This is a genomic window from Anaerostipes rhamnosivorans, assembly GCF_005280655.1.
In the GTDB taxonomy this organism is placed as follows: Bacteria; Bacillota; Clostridia; order Lachnospirales; family Lachnospiraceae; genus Anaerostipes; species Anaerostipes rhamnosivorans.
Window position 1 is genome coordinate 1,384,631 of sequence record NZ_CP040058.1, and the last position, 21,012, is coordinate 1,405,642.

Annotated in this window: 26 protein-coding genes; 17 read left to right on the forward strand and 9 right to left on the reverse strand. The window is 43.5% G+C overall.

Going from position 1 to position 21,012, the window contains the following annotated elements:
• Window positions 1-41: 41 nt before the first annotated feature.
• From AR1Y2_RS06770 to AR1Y2_RS06785, 4 genes are all read right to left on the reverse strand, one after another.
• On the reverse strand, window positions 42-731 hold the full coding sequence (locus AR1Y2_RS06770; protein WP_137328296.1) for a hypothetical protein: 690 nt from the start codon (window positions 729-731) through the stop codon (window positions 42-44).
• An 83-nt stretch (window positions 732-814) separates the two neighbouring features.
• Entirely contained in the window at window positions 815-1,720 is a 906-nt protein-coding gene (locus AR1Y2_RS06775; protein WP_243118883.1) for an Ltp family lipoprotein, read from the reverse strand.
• Window positions 1,721-2,113: 393 nt separating this feature from the next.
• Window positions 2,114-2,437, reverse strand: coding sequence for a helix-turn-helix domain-containing protein (locus AR1Y2_RS17750; protein WP_175403604.1), 324 nt, complete (start codon window positions 2,435-2,437; stop codon window positions 2,114-2,116).
• Window positions 2,385-3,104 carry an Ig-like domain-containing protein gene (locus AR1Y2_RS06785; protein WP_137328297.1) on the reverse strand — a complete coding sequence of 240 codons (720 nt, stop codon included), beginning with the start codon at window positions 3,102-3,104 and terminating at the stop codon, window positions 2,385-2,387. Before AR1Y2_RS06785 ends, AR1Y2_RS17750 begins: the two co-directional genes overlap by 53 nt.
• Before the next feature lie 280 nt (window positions 3,105-3,384).
• Here AR1Y2_RS06785 and AR1Y2_RS06790 point away from each other — a divergent pair, with 280 nt between their 5' ends.
• Genes AR1Y2_RS06790 through AR1Y2_RS06800 form a run of 3 tightly spaced genes read left to right on the forward strand, consistent with a single transcriptional unit; the run spans window position 3,385 to window position 4,954 of the window.
• Window positions 3,385-3,696 carry a hypothetical protein gene (locus tag AR1Y2_RS06790; RefSeq protein ID WP_137328298.1) on the forward strand — a complete coding sequence of 104 codons (312 nt, stop codon included), beginning with the start codon at window positions 3,385-3,387 and terminating at the stop codon, window positions 3,694-3,696.
• A 39-nt stretch (window positions 3,697-3,735) separates the two neighbouring features.
• The gene (locus tag AR1Y2_RS06795; protein WP_137328299.1) at window positions 3,736-4,221 is read left to right on the forward strand and encodes an RNA polymerase sigma factor; all 486 of its coding nucleotides are present in this window, start codon (window positions 3,736-3,738) and stop codon (window positions 4,219-4,221) included.
• Window positions 4,202-4,954, forward strand: a complete 753-nt coding sequence (locus AR1Y2_RS06800; protein WP_137328300.1) for an anti-sigma-I factor RsgI family protein — start codon at window positions 4,202-4,204, stop codon at window positions 4,952-4,954. Before AR1Y2_RS06795 ends, AR1Y2_RS06800 begins: the two co-directional genes overlap by 20 nt.
• Here AR1Y2_RS06800 and AR1Y2_RS06805 read toward each other — a convergent pair.
• The 5 genes from AR1Y2_RS06805 to AR1Y2_RS06825 form a co-directional block, all read right to left on the reverse strand.
• Entirely contained in the window at window positions 4,951-5,859 is a 909-nt protein-coding gene (locus AR1Y2_RS06805) for a sensor histidine kinase (protein WP_137328301.1), read from the reverse strand. The genes AR1Y2_RS06800 and AR1Y2_RS06805 overlap by 4 nt on opposite strands.
• 16 nt (window positions 5,860-5,875) lie before the next feature.
• Window positions 5,876-6,622: an ABC transporter permease gene (locus tag AR1Y2_RS06810; protein WP_243118884.1), complete on the reverse strand. Its 747-nt coding sequence runs from the start codon at window positions 6,620-6,622 to the stop codon at window positions 5,876-5,878.
• 1 nt (window position 6,623) lies between these two features.
• Entirely contained in the window at window positions 6,624-7,328 is a 705-nt protein-coding gene (locus AR1Y2_RS06815; protein ID WP_137328303.1) for an ABC transporter permease, read from the reverse strand.
• A complete protein-coding gene (locus AR1Y2_RS06820; RefSeq protein ID WP_137328304.1) occupies window positions 7,306-8,244 on the reverse strand; it encodes an ATP-binding cassette domain-containing protein in 939 nt (312 codons plus the stop codon). Before AR1Y2_RS06820 ends, AR1Y2_RS06815 begins: the two co-directional genes overlap by 23 nt.
• A gap of 100 nt (window positions 8,245-8,344) precedes the next feature.
• Window positions 8,345-9,025 (reverse strand): response regulator transcription factor, encoded by a 681-nt coding sequence (locus tag AR1Y2_RS06825; protein ID WP_137328305.1) that lies wholly within the window; start codon window positions 9,023-9,025, stop codon window positions 8,345-8,347.
• 165 nt (window positions 9,026-9,190) lie between these two features.
• Here AR1Y2_RS06825 and AR1Y2_RS06830 point away from each other — a divergent pair, with 165 nt between their 5' ends.
• The 14 genes from AR1Y2_RS06830 to AR1Y2_RS06895 all read left to right on the forward strand — a co-directional run bounded on the left by AR1Y2_RS06830 (window position 9,191) and on the right by AR1Y2_RS06895 (window position 20,971).
• On the forward strand, window positions 9,191-10,984 hold the full coding sequence (locus tag AR1Y2_RS06830) for a DUF885 domain-containing protein (protein WP_137328306.1): 1,794 nt from the start codon (window positions 9,191-9,193) through the stop codon (window positions 10,982-10,984).
• Between the two features lie 20 nt (window positions 10,985-11,004).
• A complete protein-coding gene (gene rimM / locus AR1Y2_RS06835; protein WP_137328307.1) occupies window positions 11,005-11,517 on the forward strand; it encodes a ribosome maturation factor RimM in 513 nt (170 codons plus the stop codon).
• Entirely contained in the window at window positions 11,510-12,193 is a 684-nt protein-coding gene (trmD, locus tag AR1Y2_RS06840) for a tRNA (guanosine(37)-N1)-methyltransferase TrmD (RefSeq protein ID WP_137328308.1), read from the forward strand. The genes rimM and trmD overlap by 8 nt, the downstream gene beginning before the upstream one ends.
• A gap of 118 nt (window positions 12,194-12,311) precedes the next feature.
• The gene (gene rplS, locus AR1Y2_RS06845; RefSeq protein WP_137328309.1) at window positions 12,312-12,653 is read left to right on the forward strand and encodes a 50S ribosomal protein L19; all 342 of its coding nucleotides are present in this window, start codon (window positions 12,312-12,314) and stop codon (window positions 12,651-12,653) included.
• A gap of 149 nt (window positions 12,654-12,802) precedes the next feature.
• Window positions 12,803-13,354, forward strand: coding sequence for a signal peptidase I (lepB, locus tag AR1Y2_RS06850; protein ID WP_243118885.1), 552 nt, complete (start codon window positions 12,803-12,805; stop codon window positions 13,352-13,354).
• Between the two features lie 13 nt (window positions 13,355-13,367).
• On the forward strand, window positions 13,368-14,222 hold the full coding sequence (gene ylqF / locus AR1Y2_RS06855; RefSeq protein ID WP_137328310.1) for a ribosome biogenesis GTPase YlqF: 855 nt from the start codon (window positions 13,368-13,370) through the stop codon (window positions 14,220-14,222).
• Between the two features lie 8 nt (window positions 14,223-14,230).
• On the forward strand, window positions 14,231-14,785 hold the full coding sequence (gene lepB, locus AR1Y2_RS06860; RefSeq protein ID WP_137328311.1) for a signal peptidase I: 555 nt from the start codon (window positions 14,231-14,233) through the stop codon (window positions 14,783-14,785).
• A gap of 11 nt (window positions 14,786-14,796) precedes the next feature.
• A complete protein-coding gene (locus AR1Y2_RS06865; protein ID WP_137328312.1) occupies window positions 14,797-15,444 on the forward strand; it encodes a ribonuclease HII in 648 nt (215 codons plus the stop codon).
• Complete coding sequence (locus AR1Y2_RS06870; protein WP_137328313.1) at window positions 15,441-15,782, forward strand: YraN family protein; 342 nt, start codon at window positions 15,441-15,443, stop codon at window positions 15,780-15,782. Before AR1Y2_RS06865 ends, AR1Y2_RS06870 begins: the two co-directional genes overlap by 4 nt.
• Window positions 15,772-16,590 carry a peptidoglycan editing factor PgeF gene (gene pgeF / locus AR1Y2_RS06875; RefSeq protein WP_137328314.1) on the forward strand — a complete coding sequence of 273 codons (819 nt, stop codon included), beginning with the start codon at window positions 15,772-15,774 and terminating at the stop codon, window positions 16,588-16,590. The genes AR1Y2_RS06870 and pgeF overlap by 11 nt, the downstream gene beginning before the upstream one ends.
• A 115-nt stretch (window positions 16,591-16,705) precedes the next feature.
• Entirely contained in the window at window positions 16,706-18,028 is a 1,323-nt protein-coding gene (der, locus tag AR1Y2_RS06880; RefSeq protein ID WP_137328315.1) for a ribosome biogenesis GTPase Der, read from the forward strand.
• Window positions 18,028-18,654 carry a glycerol-3-phosphate 1-O-acyltransferase PlsY gene (plsY, locus tag AR1Y2_RS06885; protein ID WP_137328316.1) on the forward strand — a complete coding sequence of 209 codons (627 nt, stop codon included), beginning with the start codon at window positions 18,028-18,030 and terminating at the stop codon, window positions 18,652-18,654. The genes der and plsY overlap by 1 nt, the downstream gene beginning before the upstream one ends.
• Window positions 18,655-18,663: 9 nt before the next feature.
• Window positions 18,664-19,680, forward strand: a complete 1,017-nt coding sequence (locus tag AR1Y2_RS06890; RefSeq protein ID WP_137328317.1) for an NAD(P)H-dependent glycerol-3-phosphate dehydrogenase — start codon at window positions 18,664-18,666, stop codon at window positions 19,678-19,680.
• Window positions 19,681-19,693: 13 nt separating this feature from the next.
• Complete coding sequence (locus AR1Y2_RS06895; RefSeq protein WP_137328318.1) at window positions 19,694-20,971, forward strand: aminotransferase class I/II-fold pyridoxal phosphate-dependent enzyme; 1,278 nt, start codon at window positions 19,694-19,696, stop codon at window positions 20,969-20,971.
• The last annotated feature ends 41 nt before the right edge of the window (window positions 20,972-21,012 follow it).

Below are 21,012 nucleotides of genomic sequence, written 5' to 3' on the forward strand. Positions count from 1 at the left end.
TGTGCCGTCCGGTTGCCGCCGGGCGGTTTTTTAGTTTGTTATCATTTGTTTGAATATGAATTATCGTTCGCAATATTATAAATAATGCTAAATCCTACGTCATCGTTTTTTGTTTTGGCACCTGTTCCAACTAGCTGAGACGTTTTATATCGAGCATCTTTTGAAGTAAAAAATGCTTTATATATAAAACCTTCATAGTAAACACCAGCAATATCAGCTAAGTCAGAATTTTTTTCAACTGCTGAATCAGTTTTTTCTAATTTACCGATCGAACCTTTATCATTTTTGTTTTCCCTGACAAAGAAGAAATGTTCCTTAAACCTCTGAGTTTTATCTAATTCTGAATAGATTATCTCAAATTTTTCTTTATAGTCATTTTTGTCACTCGCAAGGTAGTATAGTTCAACGTCTTGTAATTTATCATTTTTAAATTTAAAAGATGCTGAGATATGAGATTTTTCTACCGTTCCTAGCGTTTTTATAACAATATCGTCTAAACAATACTCTAAATCATATCCTTCGTCAGGGAAAGTTGTTTTTGAGTATCCAGCTTTTTCTAGTTCATCCCCGGAATATTTCCAATTTATAGATTTTATAAACGAATTTATGCTTGCATATTCTTTTTTTAATGCATCAATCTTCAATACTTTTTTTTCCTGCTTTGACACACATCCTGTCATTGAAAATATTAAAGCTAAAGTTGTAAATAACCAGAATATCTTTCTCTTCATAAAAAATTCTTCTCCTTATTGCAAAATTTTTTCTGCTGTCCCCATCTTAAATATATGAAATTTCCTCCGGGCAGTTTTTGTATTTATTTGTATGCTTTCTTTACGCCATACCTTGCTTGTTTGCTTGTAAATCCCTCATATTCAAGTTGTTCGATTAATCCTGATCTGGAAAATGATTGACTGCTCAAATATTGCGCAGCCTTCTTTACGGCCTGTTCTTTCCAATTTGCCCCACAATTATTAACTGCGTATTTTGCTTCTTTTTTTGTAAATCCTTCATATTCAAGCTGTTCAATTAATCCAGATTTAGAAAACGCCATGCTATCAAGATAGTTATAAGCTTTACTTAGAGCGTTTTCTTCTCCTGCAGTCGGCGAGTATGCTTCGGTAGTAGCTTCTGTGGTTGCCTCCGTAGTGGCTTCTGTTATGGCTTCTGTGGTAGATTTGGCATCTTCGTTTATATCGATTGAATTTATTATTCTGTCAAATGTATCTTTATAGTCTTCCTTATTCAAGGTCAATATGCCAACATATCCCCATCCATTTATACAATTAAATACAACGTTGTCTATATAATATATTTGATTTTCTACTTTTAATCTATGACTATATCTTTTTGCATCCAGACCATCAACTTTTATATTACTGATTTTGATTTCCCCTACATAATCATCTCTAGATTTTATCCCTTCAATCCATGTGTCAAATGAATATTTATCAGAAACTAACCCTCCTGCATCATAAACACACGAGACATTTAGCATACCATCACTATGATCATCTTTATTTTTATAATGAAAAAAATTTTCATTACTTGAATCATCAAACTCCCAATTTGCAGGAGCCTTATATGTAAAATCGTCAGCAAAAGCATACGTTTTATAGCTTTTGTATTCATCCTTGGCTTTACTTGTTTCCTTATGCGAACATCCGCTAACAATAAAAACAGCGAAAATTAAGGGAATAACCCTCATCATTAATTTTTTCATTGCGCCTTCTCCTTAATGTAAAAAGTTAATAGTTTCATCCCTCTTAAGTGTATTGATGTAAATATAATGTAAATTATGGTAATCTATATAAAGTTTACACAAACAATGATAAAAGTAGTAAAATACAATAAAAATAACAACTAGTAATGCAATTAGTTAAATTAGGTCGCTGCATTTATAAAAAACAAACAAATGTTCTGGTTTTTGTTGTAAGCATTCTTTTTGTGCGTTATAATAAATACAAACATACGTTTGCTGAATGAAGGGAGAGATACATATGATAACAAAAGATTGTATAAAACTAATTATAAAAGAATTACCTAACTTATCTGAAGATGATATTACTTTTATTTATAATCTTATAATGGAAATGGTGGGACAGAAGAGGGGAGCTTAATTGCTTCCCAAAGCCCTGGCGAGATCCAATATTCTTTGCTTGTTATCATCGTTTAAACTATCATAGTATATTTTTAATAACTCCTGGGCTTGTATATCATTCTTAACTTTGTTTGTAATATTTGCAAGTTCATAGGAAGACATTATTTCATTTCCCTGACTTTCAGAAGGAACATCATTTCCCATGAGCCAAGATATATCAACATCTAATGCTTTTGCTATTTTATACAAGTTTCTTTGCTTTGGTTCATAATCTCCAGATATATTCTCAGAAGCAAACTTTACAAGGCCTGCTTTTAGGGCAGGATGATACGGAGCCATAATAGATTGTCCGAGAACGGCTGAGAGTAGGACAATTTATGGTGCTATGATATACAGACCCTCCAGGTGTCCAATAGACCGTTGCTACAGTTTTCTTCTTTGATGCTTTCTTTTTGCGTGAAACTTTGATCTTACATGTAGCTTTTTTGCCGGATCTCATAATAACTGTGATCTTGGCAGTACCTTTCCTTTTTGCCTTTACCTTTCCCTTTTTTGAAACGGTGGCAACTCTTTTGTTGCTGGATTTCCATTTCTTAACTGAATCACCTTTTGCATATTTGATTTTAAGTTTATAAGTTTTTGAAACTTTTAATTTGACTGTTTTTTTCGTGAACTTTACATAGGGTTTTACCTTTGCTGTCTTTTTGGTTTGAGTTGCATAGCACATCATGCATTCGCGTTTTTTCAATCCGGTTTTATGGATGGTTGACTTCTTGGTATTATACCAGTCATCCCACAAGTGATCCCCCGTGGCAGGAACAGTCCTAGTCTGGTCCTCATAGCAATTAAAGCAGAAACGGGATTCCTCCCCAGTATTTCCGCAGTCAGGTTCAATTGTGGTATCCCATTCGCTCCACTCATGATGGCAGCTATTATCTGCAGTTACAGGCAAAGCAGGAACCAAAATCGCAGCTACCAGGAAAAAACATAACAACTTTTTCTTCATAAAATACCTCCTCTGTGTTAAATTTAAAGTCACATCCCTCTTGAGTATGATGCTAATATATATAAATATAACATAAATAATGGAAGATGTAGTAGAATATATGTAAAATTATTGGAAAAAAGAAGGTTTGGTTCATTATATAAGATCCCCGTCTGCAGCTGGCTTTTGTCTTTAAGAAATAAACAGTTTAAAGAAATAAAAAAACTGTGAAAGGATTCCCTTCATTGAATCGTATTAATGATAGAACGTTAAAACATTTAAGAAAGAGAAGGTGGATCAAATGAAAGTTTCAGCAGCAATCATCACTACAGGACTTGTGTTTTTAGGAGGATTTTCTTCATTTTCCGGAAGCGGGGCAGCAAAAAATATATCGATCCAGAAACCGGCAGTCAAGACAGTATGTACTGTAAAATCATGCAAGAAAACAACTACGCACAAGCATCATTCCAAAGCAAAACATCATAAGAAAACAAAGCATTACAACTGCGGTCGTTCTAATTGTACGATTACAAAGAAACATACTCATAAACGCCACTATGGGCATCACAGCAACAGACACAAAAGCAGTCACCATGGAAAGCATCACGCATAGAAACAAAAGCTTATAAGAGAAATGCCTGGGAGGGCAAGAATGAGAAGTGAAGCAGATCTGACCAACACAATCGAAATGTATTCTGATATGCTCAGAAAAATATGTTTTATGCATCTGAAAAACTATAGTGATGTGGAAGATGTGTTTCAGGACGTATTTTTAAAGTATATGCAGAGTGACATCAGCTTTGAAAACGAAGAACATAAAAAGGCCTGGCTGATCAGGGTCACTGTGAACAGATGCAAAGATGTGCTGAGGAATTTTTTCAGAAAAAATGCTGTCTCCATTGACTCTGTCAGTACAGAGCCGGTGTTTTTGAAAGAAAGAGATCTGGATGTTTTTGATGCAGTAGCAAAGCTGCCGACTAAATTTAAAAATGTAGTGTATCTTTTTTATTATGAAGAGTATACGGTGCCGGAGATCGCCCTGATTCTTCATAAAAAAGAAAACACGATCTATACCTGGCTTGGAAGAGCAAGAAATAAGCTGAAGGAAAATTTAGGAGGTGACTTTTTTGAAGAATGATATACACAGATCTTTTGAGAAAATCAAGGCAGAAGAAGAGTTAAAGGAAAAAACAAGAGAAGCGGTGTTAAAGAGATTAGACGAAAGGCCCAGACAAAAGAGAGGCATATACAGGTTCTCTGCTGCATTGGCAGCGGCCGCATTCGTACTTTTTTTCGGAATTGGCTCATATCAAATATATTTTTCAGAGAGCAGTTATATAGATCTGGATGTAAATCCCTCCATAGAATTATCGGTCAACCGTTTTGAACGGGTGATCAGGGTGTCTGCCTACAACCAGGACGGGAAAGAGGTGCTTTCCGGACTGGATCTTAAACACAAAAGCTATAAGGATGCAGTTTCTATCCTTTTAAAGAAAATAAAGAAAAAGGGATATTTAAAGAAAGACGGCATCATCTCTGTAACGGTCCAGGGGAAAAAGTCAGTAAAATCTTCTGAGATAAAGGAACTGCATACCGAGATCGACCAATGTGTCAGCGGGCATGAAGTTGAAGTTTATGCTGTGTCAAAAACGGTGAAGAAGAAATCCCATCACTGGAATGTATCACCGGCTAAGTATCTTGCCATTAAGGAACTTCAGAGGGTGGACCAGACGGCAACAGTAGAGACGTGCAGGGATCATTCAATCAGTGAGATCAAAGACTACACAAAGAAATGTGAGGATGAGCACGGGAAAGACCAGCAGCAGGGGCAGCAGGGACATCACAGACATGGAAGCCACCACGACCATTAATCTTTGAGAAGGGTTTCAAGTGTGACTGTAATATACAGGACAGATCCGCGGACCGAAGCACAGACGCTGCCCTGGAGTTTTTCAAGCAGGATTTTTACAACGGAGAGCCCAAGGCCCGTACTTTCTGTGCTCCGTGATGGGTCCCCGGTATAAAACCGTTCAAATAACCGGTCCACGTCCAGTTTTTCGGGATCATAGACAGGATTGGATATCTGAAAAATGGCACGCCCATCTGGGGATAGTGTAAGGCTTATGTCCACTGTGTCTGTCGTATAACGGACTGCGTTTGTGATCAAGTTTTGCAGGATTCTGTCCAGCATACTGCGGTCTACCAGTACAAAAACAGAGGTATCAGGGATTTTGATCTGTGGATGAACATGTCTGTTCTCAAACAGCGGAGCGTTCTCCGCCAGAAAGTCGATCAGGAGGTTGGAAATGTTGATCTTCTCCCAGTGAGGTTCAATCTGTTCTGTTTCCAGCAGCGACAAGTCGTAAAAGTTGTCGATCAGATCTTTCAGTCGGTAAGATTTCCGAAGGGCAGTTTCAACCCGCTTAAGCTGATCCGGCTGAAGATCTGAATCCTTAAGCATTTGAAGGTGGCCGAGGATCACCGTCAGCGGAGTGCGCAGATCATGGGAGATCCCGGCTATGGATTCCTTCAGCTGTTCTTCGTGCTGCAGTATTTTTGCGGTGGCGGTCCTCTGCCCTGCGAAAACAGTGTTGATCTGTCCGGCAAGTAATTCTAAGTCCGGGTCAACAAAGGATATATCCAGCATTTTTTCGGATTCACGGGTAGTCACCTGCTCTATCTGGCGGGAGATACTGTGGATCTGTTTTTTTATGACTATGTACTTTATAGATAAGATTACGGCGAGAACAAGAAGAATTAAGATTACAAAGTTCATAAAGCCTCCCTTTTAGTTATTTCAAATCGCATCGGCGGAAAATATGCCAGGACGCATAAATCAGCACGGCATTCCAGGCCACGGCTACCGCCAGACTTTCTATAGAAAAGATGTCTGTTCCGGTTACCATTTTGCGGATCTGAAAGGCCGGAAGAAAGCGGACCGGCAGTTTCAGCATCATGCCGTATCCCAGATACAGGCTGGAAACAAAGGTGACCAGAGCGGTGACAGAGAGTGCTTTTGTCATACTTTTTAGGCCAAAACAGCAGAGTACGGGGATCAGAAAAACAGAGCTGTTGAGCAGGAAGGAGTTGAAGGCTGCCTTTGCCAGCGCATAGAAAAAGCTGCCTGGATCTGACAGACCGAAGCGTGAAAATTCTCTGATACATCCGGCAGTGGGATAGACCAGCGCCAGAAGATTAAACGCAGAAAGATATACAGTAGTCTTGCTTATAAAAACCATAAGCCTTGAATGACCAGCACTGATTTCCTGATGGATGGTCCTGAAGGAAAACTCTTGTCCAAGGATTAATGCCAATACGCAGGAAATGATAATGAGCAAAAATGTGCTGTCGTATACCATGCCGTTAAATACATCGCCGAGGGAGCTGGCGATACGTTCTTCCGGGCCGAACAGCTCTGAAACATAAGTGTCCGCTGTTATAAAACCAAGCATAAAAATAAGAAAGGCACTCAGCCAATAAGTCCGGTTGTGGAACAGATGAAAACGCTCCATTTTTAACAGATTAATCAAAATATTCACCTCATTTCAAATCCGAACGGGAAAAGTTCCAGTATGCCAACGAGTAACAGACGAGGATCCAGATACAGTCAGTAAAGAAAGCAGATATATAAAATCCCGACAGCTGATTCAGAGACAGAAGTCTAAGCTGTCCCATGGGAAGACAGAAAGCCATGAGGCGATAATGCCGGCCGTTTAAAAGAAAAAGCATGATAAAATAAAGAATCAATAGCAGAGTTAGTGTCTTCCCCACATCCTTAAAAAGAAACGCAAAAATACAGGGCAGCATGCCCATGGCACAGATGATCCAGAAAGTCATGGCAGATTTCATTAAAATCGGTGTTATGCCGCTGCCGGGTATTCCATACAGGATGTATCCGGTGACTGTGTGAAGAATCAGCGGCGAAAAAAGGATGGCAGCACTGCCCACAAGATGGACTGTGGCCTTAGCCAGCAGGATGTTTCCTCTTTTGTGGCCGGCGCAGACATAAGCTTGTATCGTCCGGATGTCAAAATCCTTTCCCACAAACAAAGCGCCGAAGACCATGATCAATACATAGAGAAGGGGCAGGGCGTAAAGTGCGTGATCAAAAAAAGCCTGTGCATCTGTGGGGAAAGATCCGTCCAGCAGGAGGATGCTGCTCAGAAGGCAGGAAAATACAGTCAGACCCCAGAAACTTTTCTGCCTTATCAGTTTATAGAATTCAGACTTGAACAGTTGATTCATGGGAAGCCTTACCTACCTTTCTTAAGAAATAATCTTCTAAAGTATCGCCGGACAGGTTTAAACCGGTCACAAGGATGCCGGACTCTGACAAAAGCCGGGCCACCGTCTCTACATCATCCAGAGATTCATACAGGCGTATCGTTCCGTCGGGCATAAGGCGGAGCTGTTCTGTGTGCAGTTTCTTCTCCAGTGCCAGGAGAGCACTTTGGGGATTCGTTGTTTTTATAGCGATATGTCTTTTGCACTGTTCATTTAACTGGCTGTCTGAGAGCTCTTCAATGATACGTCCTTTGTGGATCAGGATAAATTGTGATGCTGTCTGGTACAGCTCCTCCAGAATGTGGCTGGATACCAGGATGGTCATTCCATATTCTTTGTTCAGATGTCTGAGAAGACTGCGTATTTCAACGATACCAGCGGGATCGAGTCCGTTGATAGGTTCGTCCAGGATTAAAAATTCCGGGGTATTTAACAGTGCAATTCCGATGCCCAGGCGTTGGCGCATTCCAAGGGAGAAGTTTCTCACCGGTTTTTTTGCGGTGTCCTCAAGGCCCACCAGACGCAGACAATCTGCGATTATAGATTTGCCGGGGATACCGCGGGAAAGGCGTTGTACCTCCATGTTTTGAAAAGCGGTCAGATTAGGATACAGAGCCGGTGTCTCGATCATGCAGCCCATTCTTTTACGCTGTTCCTGCAGATCCGCCCTGCTCTGCCTGCCCCAGAGAGAAAGCGTGCCCTTAGAGGCAAAGGAAAGGCCGGCTGTAATGCGGAGAAATGTAGTCTTTCCTGCTCCGTTTTGCCCTATGAAACCGTATATTTTGCCTTTTTCCACCGTCAGATCTACGTGGTCCAGAACTGGAGTATGTCTAAAAATTTTTGTAAGGCCGTGTGCCTCTAAAACTGTAGAACCCATATGTTGTGCTCCTTTCTTTAGAATACAAGTATAAGTCTCAACCTTAAAGATTTTCTTAAATCAGGGCACAAAATCATAAAATAAATCTTAAGTGCAGCGTTCAGCCCTTGTGCAGGCGGTATCCGATGCCCCAGACGGTATCAATATATTCAAAGTCTGGTGACAGAGTCCTCATCTTATTTCTCAAATTGCTGATATGGACGTTTAACGTATTATCTTCACTGAAATATTCGCTGTTCCAAACACTTTGAAACAGATTGGATTTTGAAAATATTTTGTCCGGATATCTCATGAGCAGTTCCAGAATCTTATATTCCTTGGCGGTCAGTGTAAGCTCCCGGCCTTTCACTTGTACCGTATGGGCCTCTACATCCAAGGTCAGTTCCTGAAATTCAAGAGCATGTTCTGGAGCTATCTGAAGCTTTGCCCTGCGCAGACTGCTCTCGATTCTTGCCAGGGTTTCTTCCAGGTCAAAGGGTTTTGTGATATAGTCATCAGCGCCCAGGCGGAGCAGATCAATTTTATTTTGAGTGGTACCTTTTGCGGAAATGACGATCACCGGAACATCAGAGCAGGAACGTATTTCTGGCAGGATCTGATCACCACTTTTATATGGGAGCATAAGATCCAAAAGTACCAGGTCGATCTTTTGTTGTTCTAGGGTTTCCCCAATATGGCGCCCCTCCTGCTTGCAGATTGTCCTATATCCATGTTCACTTAAAAAATCAGACAGAAGAAGACGGATTTCCTTATCATCTTCAATGATCAATATCTTAGGCATATGCGCTACCTTGCCTTTCTGTAATTTTGATTATAGTATAACATGGGTAAATAAATCGTGGGATGAGATTTAAAGAAATATCCGCTTCTGGATTTTTAGGTTGCATATCTTGTGTTGTTTATTTAAAATATTGATAAGAAGCGAATTCCCGGGAGGATAAAGAATATGATGAAAAGAAGAAAACAACTGATCTCCCTGCTGCTTTCCCTGATGCTTGCGGTTTCTCTGGCAGGATGCAGTCTTCCATCCGGACAGGGTGGTACAGATCAGGCTGAGACTGCATCAGAGCAGCAGGCAAAGACCAATGTACAAAAAGAGTTTGACAAGTTTTTAAGCCGCCAGGTAAAAGAGAGCCTTTCGGACAACACACTGAATCTTCACTATCAGTTGAAGAATCCGGAAAAGTATGGAATAAAAAAGGACAAGGTTTCCATTGGGCATATTGTCCCGGGTACTGACGAAAAGGCACTGAAGGAAAACAAAAAGACGGCCTCTGAACTTGCTGAGTTTGACAGGAGCAGCCTGACAGAGGATCAGAAGCTGACTTATGATATATTAAAGGATTATCTGGATATGCTGATTGAGGACGAAAAGTATCCTCTGTACTCCAATATCATCGGGGATGTATCCGGGCTTCAGTCCAATCTTCCGGTGACGCTGGCTGAATATCAGTTTTATAGAAAGAAGGATATCGAGGATTATTTGGAGCTGTTAAGCCAGATCCCTGATTATTTTACAGAGGCAGGGGAATATCTGAAAGCACAGTCCAAAGCCGGCCTTTATGTGACAGATCAAACGGCAGACAATGCGGTAAAACAGATCAATGATTTTTTGAAGGAGAGCGGGAAAAAGAATATTTTAAACGCCACCTTTAAGGAGCGTATCTCTTCGTTTTCCGGGCTGAGTAAAAAGCAGAAGGCCGAATATAGCAAAAAGAATAAAAAGCTGCTCACCGGTTCTGTTTATCCTGCATTCCGGAATTTAAAAAAGACCATACTTTCCCTAAAAGGTACGGGAAAAAACAGCGGGGGCATATGCAAGCTTAAAAACGGCAAGGACTATTATCAACTGGTGCTGCGGCAGAGGACAGGGACAGCTAAGTCCATCAAGGAGCTGGAACTGAAGTTGATCCAGCGGATGCAAAGCTGTATAAAACAGATGATGCGGCTCATGGAGAATGACAAGAGCCTCCAGAAAAAGTTTTATAACTTTGACCCTGTGATGACAAATCCTAAAAAGATTTTAGCAGACTTGGAGAAGCAGGCGAAAAAGGATTATCCGCCGCTTAAAAAAGTCAATTATAAGATCAAATATGTGCCGGAAGCACTGGAGGATACCTTAAGCCCTGCCTTTTATATGGTTCCGCCTATTGATGATGAGACGGAAAATACTATTTATATCAACAAAGGTTCCACAGATAACAGCAGCCTCTACACTACGTTAGCCCATGAAGGCTATCCGGGGCATCTCTATGAGAATAATTATTTCCTCAGCACAGATCCGGATGATATACGGCTGATCTTAGATTTCCCCGGTTATTCCGAGGGATGGGCCACCTATGTGGAAATGCATGCATACGATTACGTGCCCTACGATAAATCTGTCGGAAAGTTAAAGCGGGTGAACGATGAGATGAACATGTGCCTGGGAAGTTATCTGGACATCAAAGTCAACTACAGTGGCTGGAGTCTTAGCAAGGCGAAGGATTTTATGAAGAATATGGGGTACGGTACCTCTGGTGTTGAAAATCTATATCGTCTTGTGGCGGCAGAACCCGGTTATTACCTTAAGTATTATGCAGGAGCCCTGGAGTTCCAGGAACTACGGAGCAAAGCTTCCAAGGAACTCGGCAAGAAGTTTAAAATAAAAGAGTTTCACAAAGCCATCCTTGAAAATGGCCCGAGTAATTTTGCAACTGTGAGAAAAGCTGTTGAGGCATACATCAAAGAAAATAAGTAGGAAGGAAGTTTATAAGATATATGGAAGATATGTTTCAGGTGGGGGCCATTGCCTCGACCCATGGTGTCCGCGGAGAGGTTAAGATCTACCCCATGACTGACGATGTAGAACGGTTTAAAGACCTAAAAGAAGTTTTGCTGGATACTGGAAAGGAAATGCGTTTGCTGCATGTGCAGTCCTGCAAATTCTTTAAGAACCAGCCGATTTTAAAATTTCAAGAGTTTGATGATATCAATGACATCGAGCAGTATAAACGCTGCGGACTGTTTGTCACCAGGGAGAATGCGGTCAAACTCGATGAGAATGAGTTTTTTATCGCAGATATCCTGGGATTTGATGTCTACAGGGAAACTGGAGAAAAACTGGGGATATTGGACGATGTACTCCAAACTGGTGCCAATGACGTGTATGTAGTAAAAATGGAAGACGGGAAAGAAGTATTGCTTCCGGCTATCAAGGACTGTATAAAGAAGGTTTCTCTGGAAGAAAAGAGGATCGACGTTTTTGTAATGAAAGGATTGTTGGATGAATAAGTTTCATGTCTTGACCCTGTTTCCGGAAATGATTGAAAACGGATGCAATACAAGTATTTTAGGCCGTGCGGCAGAGGCAGGGCATATCAGCGTGGAAGCGGTCAATATCCGTGATTTTACCAGGGACAAGCATAAAAAGGTGGATGATTACCCATATGGAGGGGGAGCTGGCATGGTCATGCAGGCAGAACCGATTTACCTGGCTTATCAGCATATAGAAGAAAAGATGGAAAAGAAACCAAGGGTCATTTATGTGACCCCTCAGGGGAAAGTCTTCCACCAGGAGATGGCAAAAGAATTTGCAAAGGAAGAAGAACTTGTCTTTTTATGCGGCCACTATGAAGGCGTGGATGAGCGGGTGTTAGAGGAAATCGTCACAGATTATGTCTCCATCGGGGACTATGTCTTGACTGGCGGGGAACTTCCGGCCATGGTGATGATTGATGCGATTTCAAGGCTGGTCCCGGGAGTGCTCAACAACGGTGAGTCGGCAGAGTATGAGTCCTTTGAAAACGGGATGCTGGAATATCCCCAGTATACCAGGCCACCGGAGTTCCTCGGCAGAAAAGTACCTGAGGTGTTGCTTTCCGGGCACCATGCAAAGATTGAAGAATGGAGAAAAGAACAGTCTTATCGGAGGACGAAGGAGAGAAGGCCGGATCTGCTCATAAAATAGAAAAAAATCCTTGCAAAGAAAACGCTGATATGCTATCATATAGCAGTTGTTATAAATAGGATGGTCCTCTGTTACGGAAGGTATTAAGAACATCTAAAATGATTTGAGGAGGAACAACATGAACGATATCATTAAAAGCATCGAAGATGCACAGTTAAAAGAAGTTGCAGATTTCAGAACAGGTGATACTGTAAAAGTATACGGAAAAGTAAAAGAAGGAAACCGTGAGAGAATCCAGGTATTTGAGGGAACTGTCATCAAAAGACAGAACGGCGGAGCCCGTGAGACATTTACTGTCCGCAAGAATTCCAGCGGTATCGGCGTAGAAAAAACATGGCCTGTACATTCTCCGATCATCGAAAAGATCGAAGTAGTGCGCAAAGGTAAGGTTAGACGCGCGAAGTTATACTACTTACGTGACCGTGTAGGTAAAGCTGCGAAAGTAAAAGAAAGAGTATAGTCTGTCCGATTCAGGGAAAAGACAAACAGGGACGAGCCGGAGCTTGTCCCTATTTTATTCCATAGGAAAGTTCTGCGAACCTCCCTATGGAATAAAATAGACCTGCGGGCATTATGCACACAAATGCGTATAGAAAGGATGTGAGGTCTGTGAGTGGTTATACGGTAACGTATCAGATGAGAAAGAAAAAAAGACAGAGACGGGATAAGATCGTGGCCTATCTGCTGGCTTTTGTGGCCGTTATTTTTGCCGCATTTTTAATTGTTCGATTTCTCTGTGCCAGCTATACGGTCCAGGGAGATTCCATGCTTCCCACATATCAGAGCGGGGAAAAAAGGCTTGTGAACCGCCTGATTTATAAAGTGAAAAGTCCGTCGCGATATGATATAATATTGTTCGAATCCGAAGATGAAAATAACCGGCAGTATTATGTAAAGAGAGTCATCGGGCTTCCTGGTGAGACGGTAACGATCAAGAATGGAGACGTTTACGTGGACGGCAGAAAAGCCAGAAGCTTCGGAACAGAAAAGATCCTGTCCCCGGGACTGGCGGCCGACGGTGTGAAACTTTCCAAGAATCAATATTTTGTTATAGGAGATAATTACAATAACAGCGAAGATTCCAGAAGTGCTGTTGTGGGAAATGTAAAGAAGACACAGATTATAGGTAAGGTCGGCATGAAGTATTGGCCTTTTGGATAAAGAAGGAGGATCTATGCAGTTTCAATGGTACCCAGGTCATATGACCAAGGCAAAGAGAATGATGCAGGAAAATATCAAGCTGATCGATATTGTGATCGAATTGGTAGATGCCAGGATCCCATTTGGCAGCAGAAATCCTGATATTGACCAGCTGGCCCAGAACAAGTCCAGGCTGATACTGCTGAACAAGACAGATCTTGCAGACAGCAGAAAAACAGAACTGTGGGAGCAGTACTTCAAAGAGAAGGGCTTTTTCGTTGGAAAAGTCAATTCTCAGAAAGGAACAGGCGTCAAGGCGGTCCAGGGGATTGTTATGGAAGCCTGCAAGGATAAGATTGAGAGGGACCGGAAAAGAGGAATCAAGAACCGCCCCATCCGTGCGATGATCGCAGGGATCCCTAATGTTGGAAAGTCTACTTTTATCAACAGTCTGGTGGGAAAAGCCTGCACTAAGACGGGAAATAAACCGGGAGTGACCAAAGGAAAGCAGTGGATCAAGCTGAACAAGAACATTGAACTTTTGGACACGCCGGGAATCTTATGGCCCAAGTTTGAAGACCAGACCGTAGGCCTTCATCTGGCACTGATCGGTTCCATCAAGGAAGAGATTTTGAACAGGGAAGAGATGGCCATGGAACTGATTCCGTTTTTGGTGAAAGAATATCCGGGGATTTTAGCCGGCCGCTACCAAGTGGACGAGGAGAGCAATACATTAAAGATTTTAGAACAGATCGCAGAGAACCGTCACTGCAAAGAAAAAGGGAATCAGCTGGACTATGAGAAGGCTGCACATATTCTGCTGGAAGAGTACAGGAATGGAAAGCTTGGTAAGATCTCGCTGGAAGTTCCCGCTGACTATGAGGAGTAATCAATCACATGCCGTTTCGAACAAGGCGCAGGGCGCACCGTTTTTATTCTGAATTATTTTTTTGGGCCTCCACTGTGGTGATCGCAGTTTTTGTATCTTTTGTGGTCATTACTTTTGTGGGGGAAAGAACTGGGGTTTCTGGTTATTCCATGGAGCCTACTTTGAAGGATAAAGACAGCGTGCTGGTGGATAAGATCACGTACCGTTTTCGGGATCCGGAGCGGTTTGAGGTGGTGGTGTTCCCCAATCCTGCCGACAGAAAAGAAACGCTGGTAAAGAGAGTGATCGGGCTGCCGGGGGAGACGGTGGAGATCCGAAGTGAACAAGTGTATGTCAACGGACAGAAGGTCTCCCATGATTACTCCAAAGACCATATGACACTTCCTATCAACGTAGAGGGGAGTATCACATTAAAAGACGATGAATATTTTGTTCTTGGAGATAACAGAAACAACAGCATGGACAGCAGAGATATCCGTGTGGGGCCCATATACAGGAAAGAGATTAAGGGGAGAGTTATCTTCCGTCTGTTTCCAATCGGGCATGCGGGAAGAATCCGCTAGACGAGGTACTTATGACGAAACAGGAAGAAAAACGATTAGAAAAGTTAAACGCAGAGAAGGAACGTATGCATGGGATGTTTTTCTATGAAAGGGAATACGGAAGCTTCTCCCATATATGCGGTATTGACGAAGTGGGCCGGGGGCCGTTTGCAGGGCCGGTGGTTGCCGCGGCGGTCATCCTTCCGAAGGACTGTGATATTTTATATTTGAATGATTCCAAGAAAGTTTCTGCAAAAAAGAGAGAAGCTTTGTATGATGAGATATACGAAAAAGCTGTTGCGGTGGGGATCGGTATGGTATCGGAAAAGGTGATCGATGAGATCAACATCTTAAATGCAACCTATGAAGCTATGATGATGGCTGTGTCAAAGCTTTCTGTTGTACCGGATCTTTTATTGAATGACGCAGTCACAATTCCGGGAATTGACATAGAACAGGTGCCGATCATCAAGGGAGACGCAAAGAGCGCTTCCATCGCTGCGGCAAGTATTGTGGCAAAGGTGACCAGAGACCGGATGATGGAAGAGTACGACCAGATCTATCCCCAGTACCAGTTTGCGAAAAATAAAGGGTATGGAACAAAAGCCCACATTGAGGCAATCAAGGAATCCGGGATCTGTGACCTTCACCGGAGGACATTTGTTAGGAAGTACATATGAGAAATCAGAGAAAAACCGGGATGGAGAAGGAAGAAACTGCGTGCCGGTTTTTGGTGTCCCAGGGTTACGAAGTACTGGAGAGGAATTTTTATTCCCATTTTGGGGAGATTGACATTGTCGCCAGAGACGGGGAATATCTCGTGTTTGTAGAAGTGAAGTACAGGAAAAATGCGGCATACGGATATCCTTTGGAGGCAGTCAATGGTGCAAAACAGCAGAAGATCCGCAAAACCGCGGAGTATTATCTATACCGGCACAACTTGTTTTCGGTGCCGGCAAGGTTTGATGTGGTAGAAATCTTAGGAAAGAAGATCAGGGTGATAAAAAATGCATTTTAAGAAGTCAAACGAAAATCATTCCACAAAACTGAACGAAGGGAAGGTTCCATATCTGACATTCAGTAAGCTCAGCCGGGCAGGAGTCGTCCATGGCTTTTCCACCAGAGAGGGCGGAGTCAGCGAAGGGATGTTCTCATCCATGAATTTGAGCTATACAAGAGGAGACGATGAGGCGGCAGTAGATGAAAATTTCCGCAGGATCGGAGAGGCTGTCGGCTTCGACCACACAAAGCTTGTGTTTTCAAACCAGGTTCATGATACCCGGATCAAAAGAGTCGGAAAGGATGACTGCGGTAAGATCATGACGGGCATGGACGGGCTGGTGACAAATGTACCTGGTGTTCCTTTGTATACCGGGTATGCGGACTGTGTGCCGTTGTTTTTCTTTGATCCAGAGAAAAAGGTGGCAGCCCTGGCCCATTCCGGATGGAAGGGAACGGTTGGAAGGATCGGCGCTAAGATGGTCAAAAATATGCAGGGCGGATATGGATGCCGTCCGGAGGATATCGTAGCAGCTGTGGGACCGTCCATCTGTAGAGACTGTTATGAGGTCAGTGAGGACGTGGCGGAACAGTTTATAAAAGAGTTTTCCGGGCATCCAAAAGAGGAATTCATGGATGAAAAGGGAAACGGAAAGTATCAGCTGGATCTCTGGAAAGCGAATGAGATCATTTTAACAGAAGCAGGAATCTTAAAGGAACATCTGGATATCACTGACCTGTGTACCTGCTGTAACAGTGAGTATTTGTTTTCACACCGGGCGACCAAAGGACGGCGTGGAAATTTAGGGGCATTCATTGTGCTTTGAATATGATATAATGGGCACAGAGTAGTGATCATATTATCTTTACAACTGGGGAAGATTATTTTATAATCAAACGGAAGTTTTAGGAAGAAAGATTCCATACAGAGAGGAAATAAATATGAGTAAACCGATAGTAGCAATTGTGGGAAGGCCGAACGTGGGAAAATCCACGCTGTTCAACGCACTTGCGGGCGAGAATATCTCTATAGTAAAGGATACGCCCGGAGTGACCAGAGACAGGATTTATGCGGACATTTCCTGGCTGAATTATAATTTTACACTGATTGATACCGGAGGGATCGAGCCGGACTCAGGAGATGTGATCCTTTCCAGAATGCGGGAGCAGGCACAGATCGCCATTGAGACGGCCGATGTCATCGTTTTCCTGGTGGATGTCAGACAGGGCTTGGTGGATGCTGACTTCCAAGTGGCAGACATGCTGAGACGTTCCAGAAAGCCGGTCGTCCTGGCAGTCAACAAGGTGGACAACTATGATAAGTTCCTGGCGGATACCTATGAGTTTTATAATCTGGGGCTGGGAGACCCTCATCCGGTTTCTGCAAACTCCAAGTTAGGGTTCGGTGACCTGCTGGATGAAGTGGTAGAGAACTGTGATCCTGAGGCGTTGGAGGAAGAAGAGGATGAACGGCCGAAGATTGCCATCATCGGAAAACCAAATGCAGGAAAGTCTTCGATCATCAATAAGATGCTTGGTGAGGAGAGAGTCATAGTCTCTGACGTTGCGGGCACCACAAGAGATGCCATCGACACCGTCATTGAGAAAAACGGCAAAGAATACGTGTTTATCGACACTGCCGGGCTGCGCAGAAAGAATAAGATCAAAGAGGAACTGGAGCGCTACAGCGTGATCCGTACTGTATCTGCCGTGGAGAGGTGTGATGTGGCAGTCCTGGTCATCGACGCCACGGAAGGCATCACAGAACAGGACGCAAAGATCGCGGGGATTGCCCATGAGAGAGGCAAGGGAATGATCATAGCGGTCAATAAATGGGATCTTGTGGAGAAGGATGACAAGACGATTTATAAGTTTACCAACAAGATTCGTGAAGTCCTGGCTTACATGTCCTATGCGGAGTTAGTTTTTATCTCAGCGAAGACAGGACAGCGCTTTCCGAAGATTTTTGATATGCTTGACGCTGTCATCGAGAACCACGCAATGCGTGTGCAGACCGGAGTGCTGAACGAGATTCTGACAGAGGCAGTGGCCATGAAGCAGCCGCCGTCCGACAAGGGAAAACGCCTGAAACTCTACTATATGACACAGGTATCGGTAAAACCGCCGACTTTCGTTGTGTTTATCAATGACAAGCAGCTGATGCATTTTTCATATACCCGTTATATTGAAAACCAGATCCGGAATACTTTTGGATTCCGGGGTACGCCGATTCATATCATTGCGCGGGAAAGGAAGGAAAAGTAATGGTCCTTTGTGTTTTTCTCTGCCTGGCTATGGGATATCTGCTGGGCTGCATTCAGACAGGATACATCATCGGAAAAATCAATCATATTGATATAAGAAACTACGGAAGCGGAAATTCAGGAACTACAAATACCTTGAGAACTCTGGGAAAGACAGCGGCGCTGCTGACTTTCCTCGGAGATTCCCTAAAGGGACTCATCGCAGTAAACGCTGCGAGATACATACTGATCCCCCAATTCGGCGGGATGGCTCATGAAGCTACACTTTGGCTGGTGACTGGTTTTGCAGTGGTCATCGGACATAATTTTCCCTTTTACCTGCACTTTAAGGGAGGGAAGGGAATCGCTACTACAGGCGGAGTGATCTTTGCATTTGACTGGAGGCTGGGGCTTCTCTGTCTGCTGATCTTCTCCGTAGTTACGGGGATCAGCAGATATGTATCATTGGGTTCCATTTGTATGGTGCTTGTGATCCCTTTTATTTTATATTTCAGCAGTCCCAACGATTGGCAGCTGGTGGCAGTTGGATGTATATTCACAGCGATGGCGGTCTGGAGACATAGGGCAAACATTGACCGGCTGATTCACGGGACGGAAAACAAGCTTGGGCAGAAGGTAAAACGTTAGGAGGAAACTATGAAGAAGGTAAGTGTGATTGGTGCAGGAAGCTGGGGAAGTGCTTTGGCAGTTCTGTTGGCGAATAACGGTAATGAAGTGACCCTGTGGTCTCATGACAAACAGGAAGTAGACATGCTTATGAAGGAAAGAGAGCAGAAGGATAAACTGCCGGGAGTGAAGCTGCCCGACAACGTAAAAGTCAGCGGCGATCTAGAGGAAACTCTTTCTGGAAAAGATGTCATTGTGATGGCTGTGCCGTCTCCGGTGGTCCGTTCCATGGCAGAGCGCATGGCTCCTTTTATCAAAGAAGGACAGGTAATCGTCAACGTAGCGAAGGGAATCGAAGACGAGACTTTCAAAACTCTCACTGAGATCATCGAGGAAGAGATTCCTGGCGCTGTAGTCTGCGTACTTTCCGGACCAAGCCATGCAGAGGAAGTCGGAAGAAAGCTTCCTACCACCTGTGTAGTTGGCGCAAAAAAAGAGAGTGTAGCCGTTATGCTGCAGGATCTATTCATGAATGAAGTATTCCGTGTCTATACAAGCCCGGATATTATGGGAATCGAGCTTGGGGGAGCGTTAAAAAATGTCATTGCTCTTGCAGCAGGTGTCACAGACGGTCTTGGATATGGCGATAACACAAAGGCTGCATTGATGACCAGAGGGATCGCAGAGCTTACCAGACTTGGTGTGGCACTTGGAGGACAGATTGAGACCTTTACCGGGCTTACCGGCATTGGTGACCTGATCGTTACCTGTACGAGCGTCCACAGCCGGAACAGAAAAGCGGGTCTCTTAATGGGACAGGGATACTCTCCGAAAGAGGCTATGGATGAGGTAAAGATGGTGGTGGAAGGTGTTTACTCCGCCAAGGCAGCCCTTGGCCTTGCAAAGAGGAAGCATGTCAATGTTCCGATCATCGAGGAAGTCAACCGGGTGTTGTTTGAAGAGAAGGATCCAAGGGAGGCCGTTGCAGACCTTCTTTTAAGGGAACGTAAAAAAGAACATACAAATCTTACATGGGAAGAAGAATAGGAAGGATAACGTTATGGCAGAATTCGCGGAAATGTCAAAGGAAGAATTGGAACAAGCAAAGGAAGCAGCAGACAATGAGTATGAGGAATTAAAAAGCAGGAATCTAAGTCTGGACATGTCAAGAGGAAAACCTGCGCCTTCCCAGGTCGATCACGCCAACGGCATGCTGAAAGAGATGACCGAATATCACACAAAGGCGGGAATGGATGTGAGAAACTACGGTGTTCTGGACGGAATACCGGAGATGAAGGAACTTTTCAGTGAATTGCTTGATATCAATGCTGACAATCTGATCGTTGGGGGAAATGCCAGCCTGAACCTAATGTTTGACGCGATGATGCGTCTGTTTGTGTTTGGTGCTATGGGAGAAAAACCATGGGGACAGCTCGAAAAAGTGAAGTTCCTCTGTCCGAGTCCGGGATATGACCGTCATTTTACCATCTGCGAGACACTGGGTGTGGAGATGATCCCGGTTCCTATGACAAAAGAAGGCCCGGATATGGATGTGGTAGAAGAACTTTCCGGAAGCGATGAGTCCATCAAGGGAATCTGGTGTGTTCCGAAGTATTCCAATCCTCAGGGTATCTGCTACAGTGACAAGACAGTAGACCGACTGGCTTCCATGAAGACTGCCGCGAATGACTTCAGGATATTTTGGGACAATGCCTACGGTGTGCATCCGGTATTTGAGGATGTGAAAGTAAAGAACATTTTAGATGCCTGTGAAGAGGCCGGTACCAAAAACCGTGCTTATTATTTCTTCTCTACATCCAAGATCACTTTTCCTGGCGCAGGTGTCAGCCTGATCGCCTCCAGTCACGAGAATATCAAGGAGATTAAAAAGATCATGGGTGCCCAGACCATTGGCTATGACAAAGTGAATCAGCTGCGCCATGTGCAGTTCTTTAAAAATGCTGAGGGGCTCAGGGCCCACATGCAGGTTTTAGCCGGCTGCATGAAGCCAAAGTTTGAGACGGTTCTTAAATATCTGGAGAAAGAACTTACAGGAACTGGACTTGCTGTATGGGAGGAGCCAAAGGGCGGATACTTTGTTTCAGTGGATGTATATCCTGGTTGTGCAAAGGAAGTGGTCCGTCTGGCAAAGGAAGCGGGAGTTGTACTCACCGGCGCCGGAGCTACCTATCCGTATAAAAAGGATCCTAAGGACAGCAACTTAAGGATCGCACCTACCTACCCTACAGTAGAAGAATTGGAGCAGGCTATGGAATTATTCTGTGTCTGTGTAAAAAAGGCCGGGATCCAGAAGCTTCTGGAACAAACCGACTTATAGTACATAAGGAAAAGAAGGCTTTACCTGGGGATGGTAGAGCC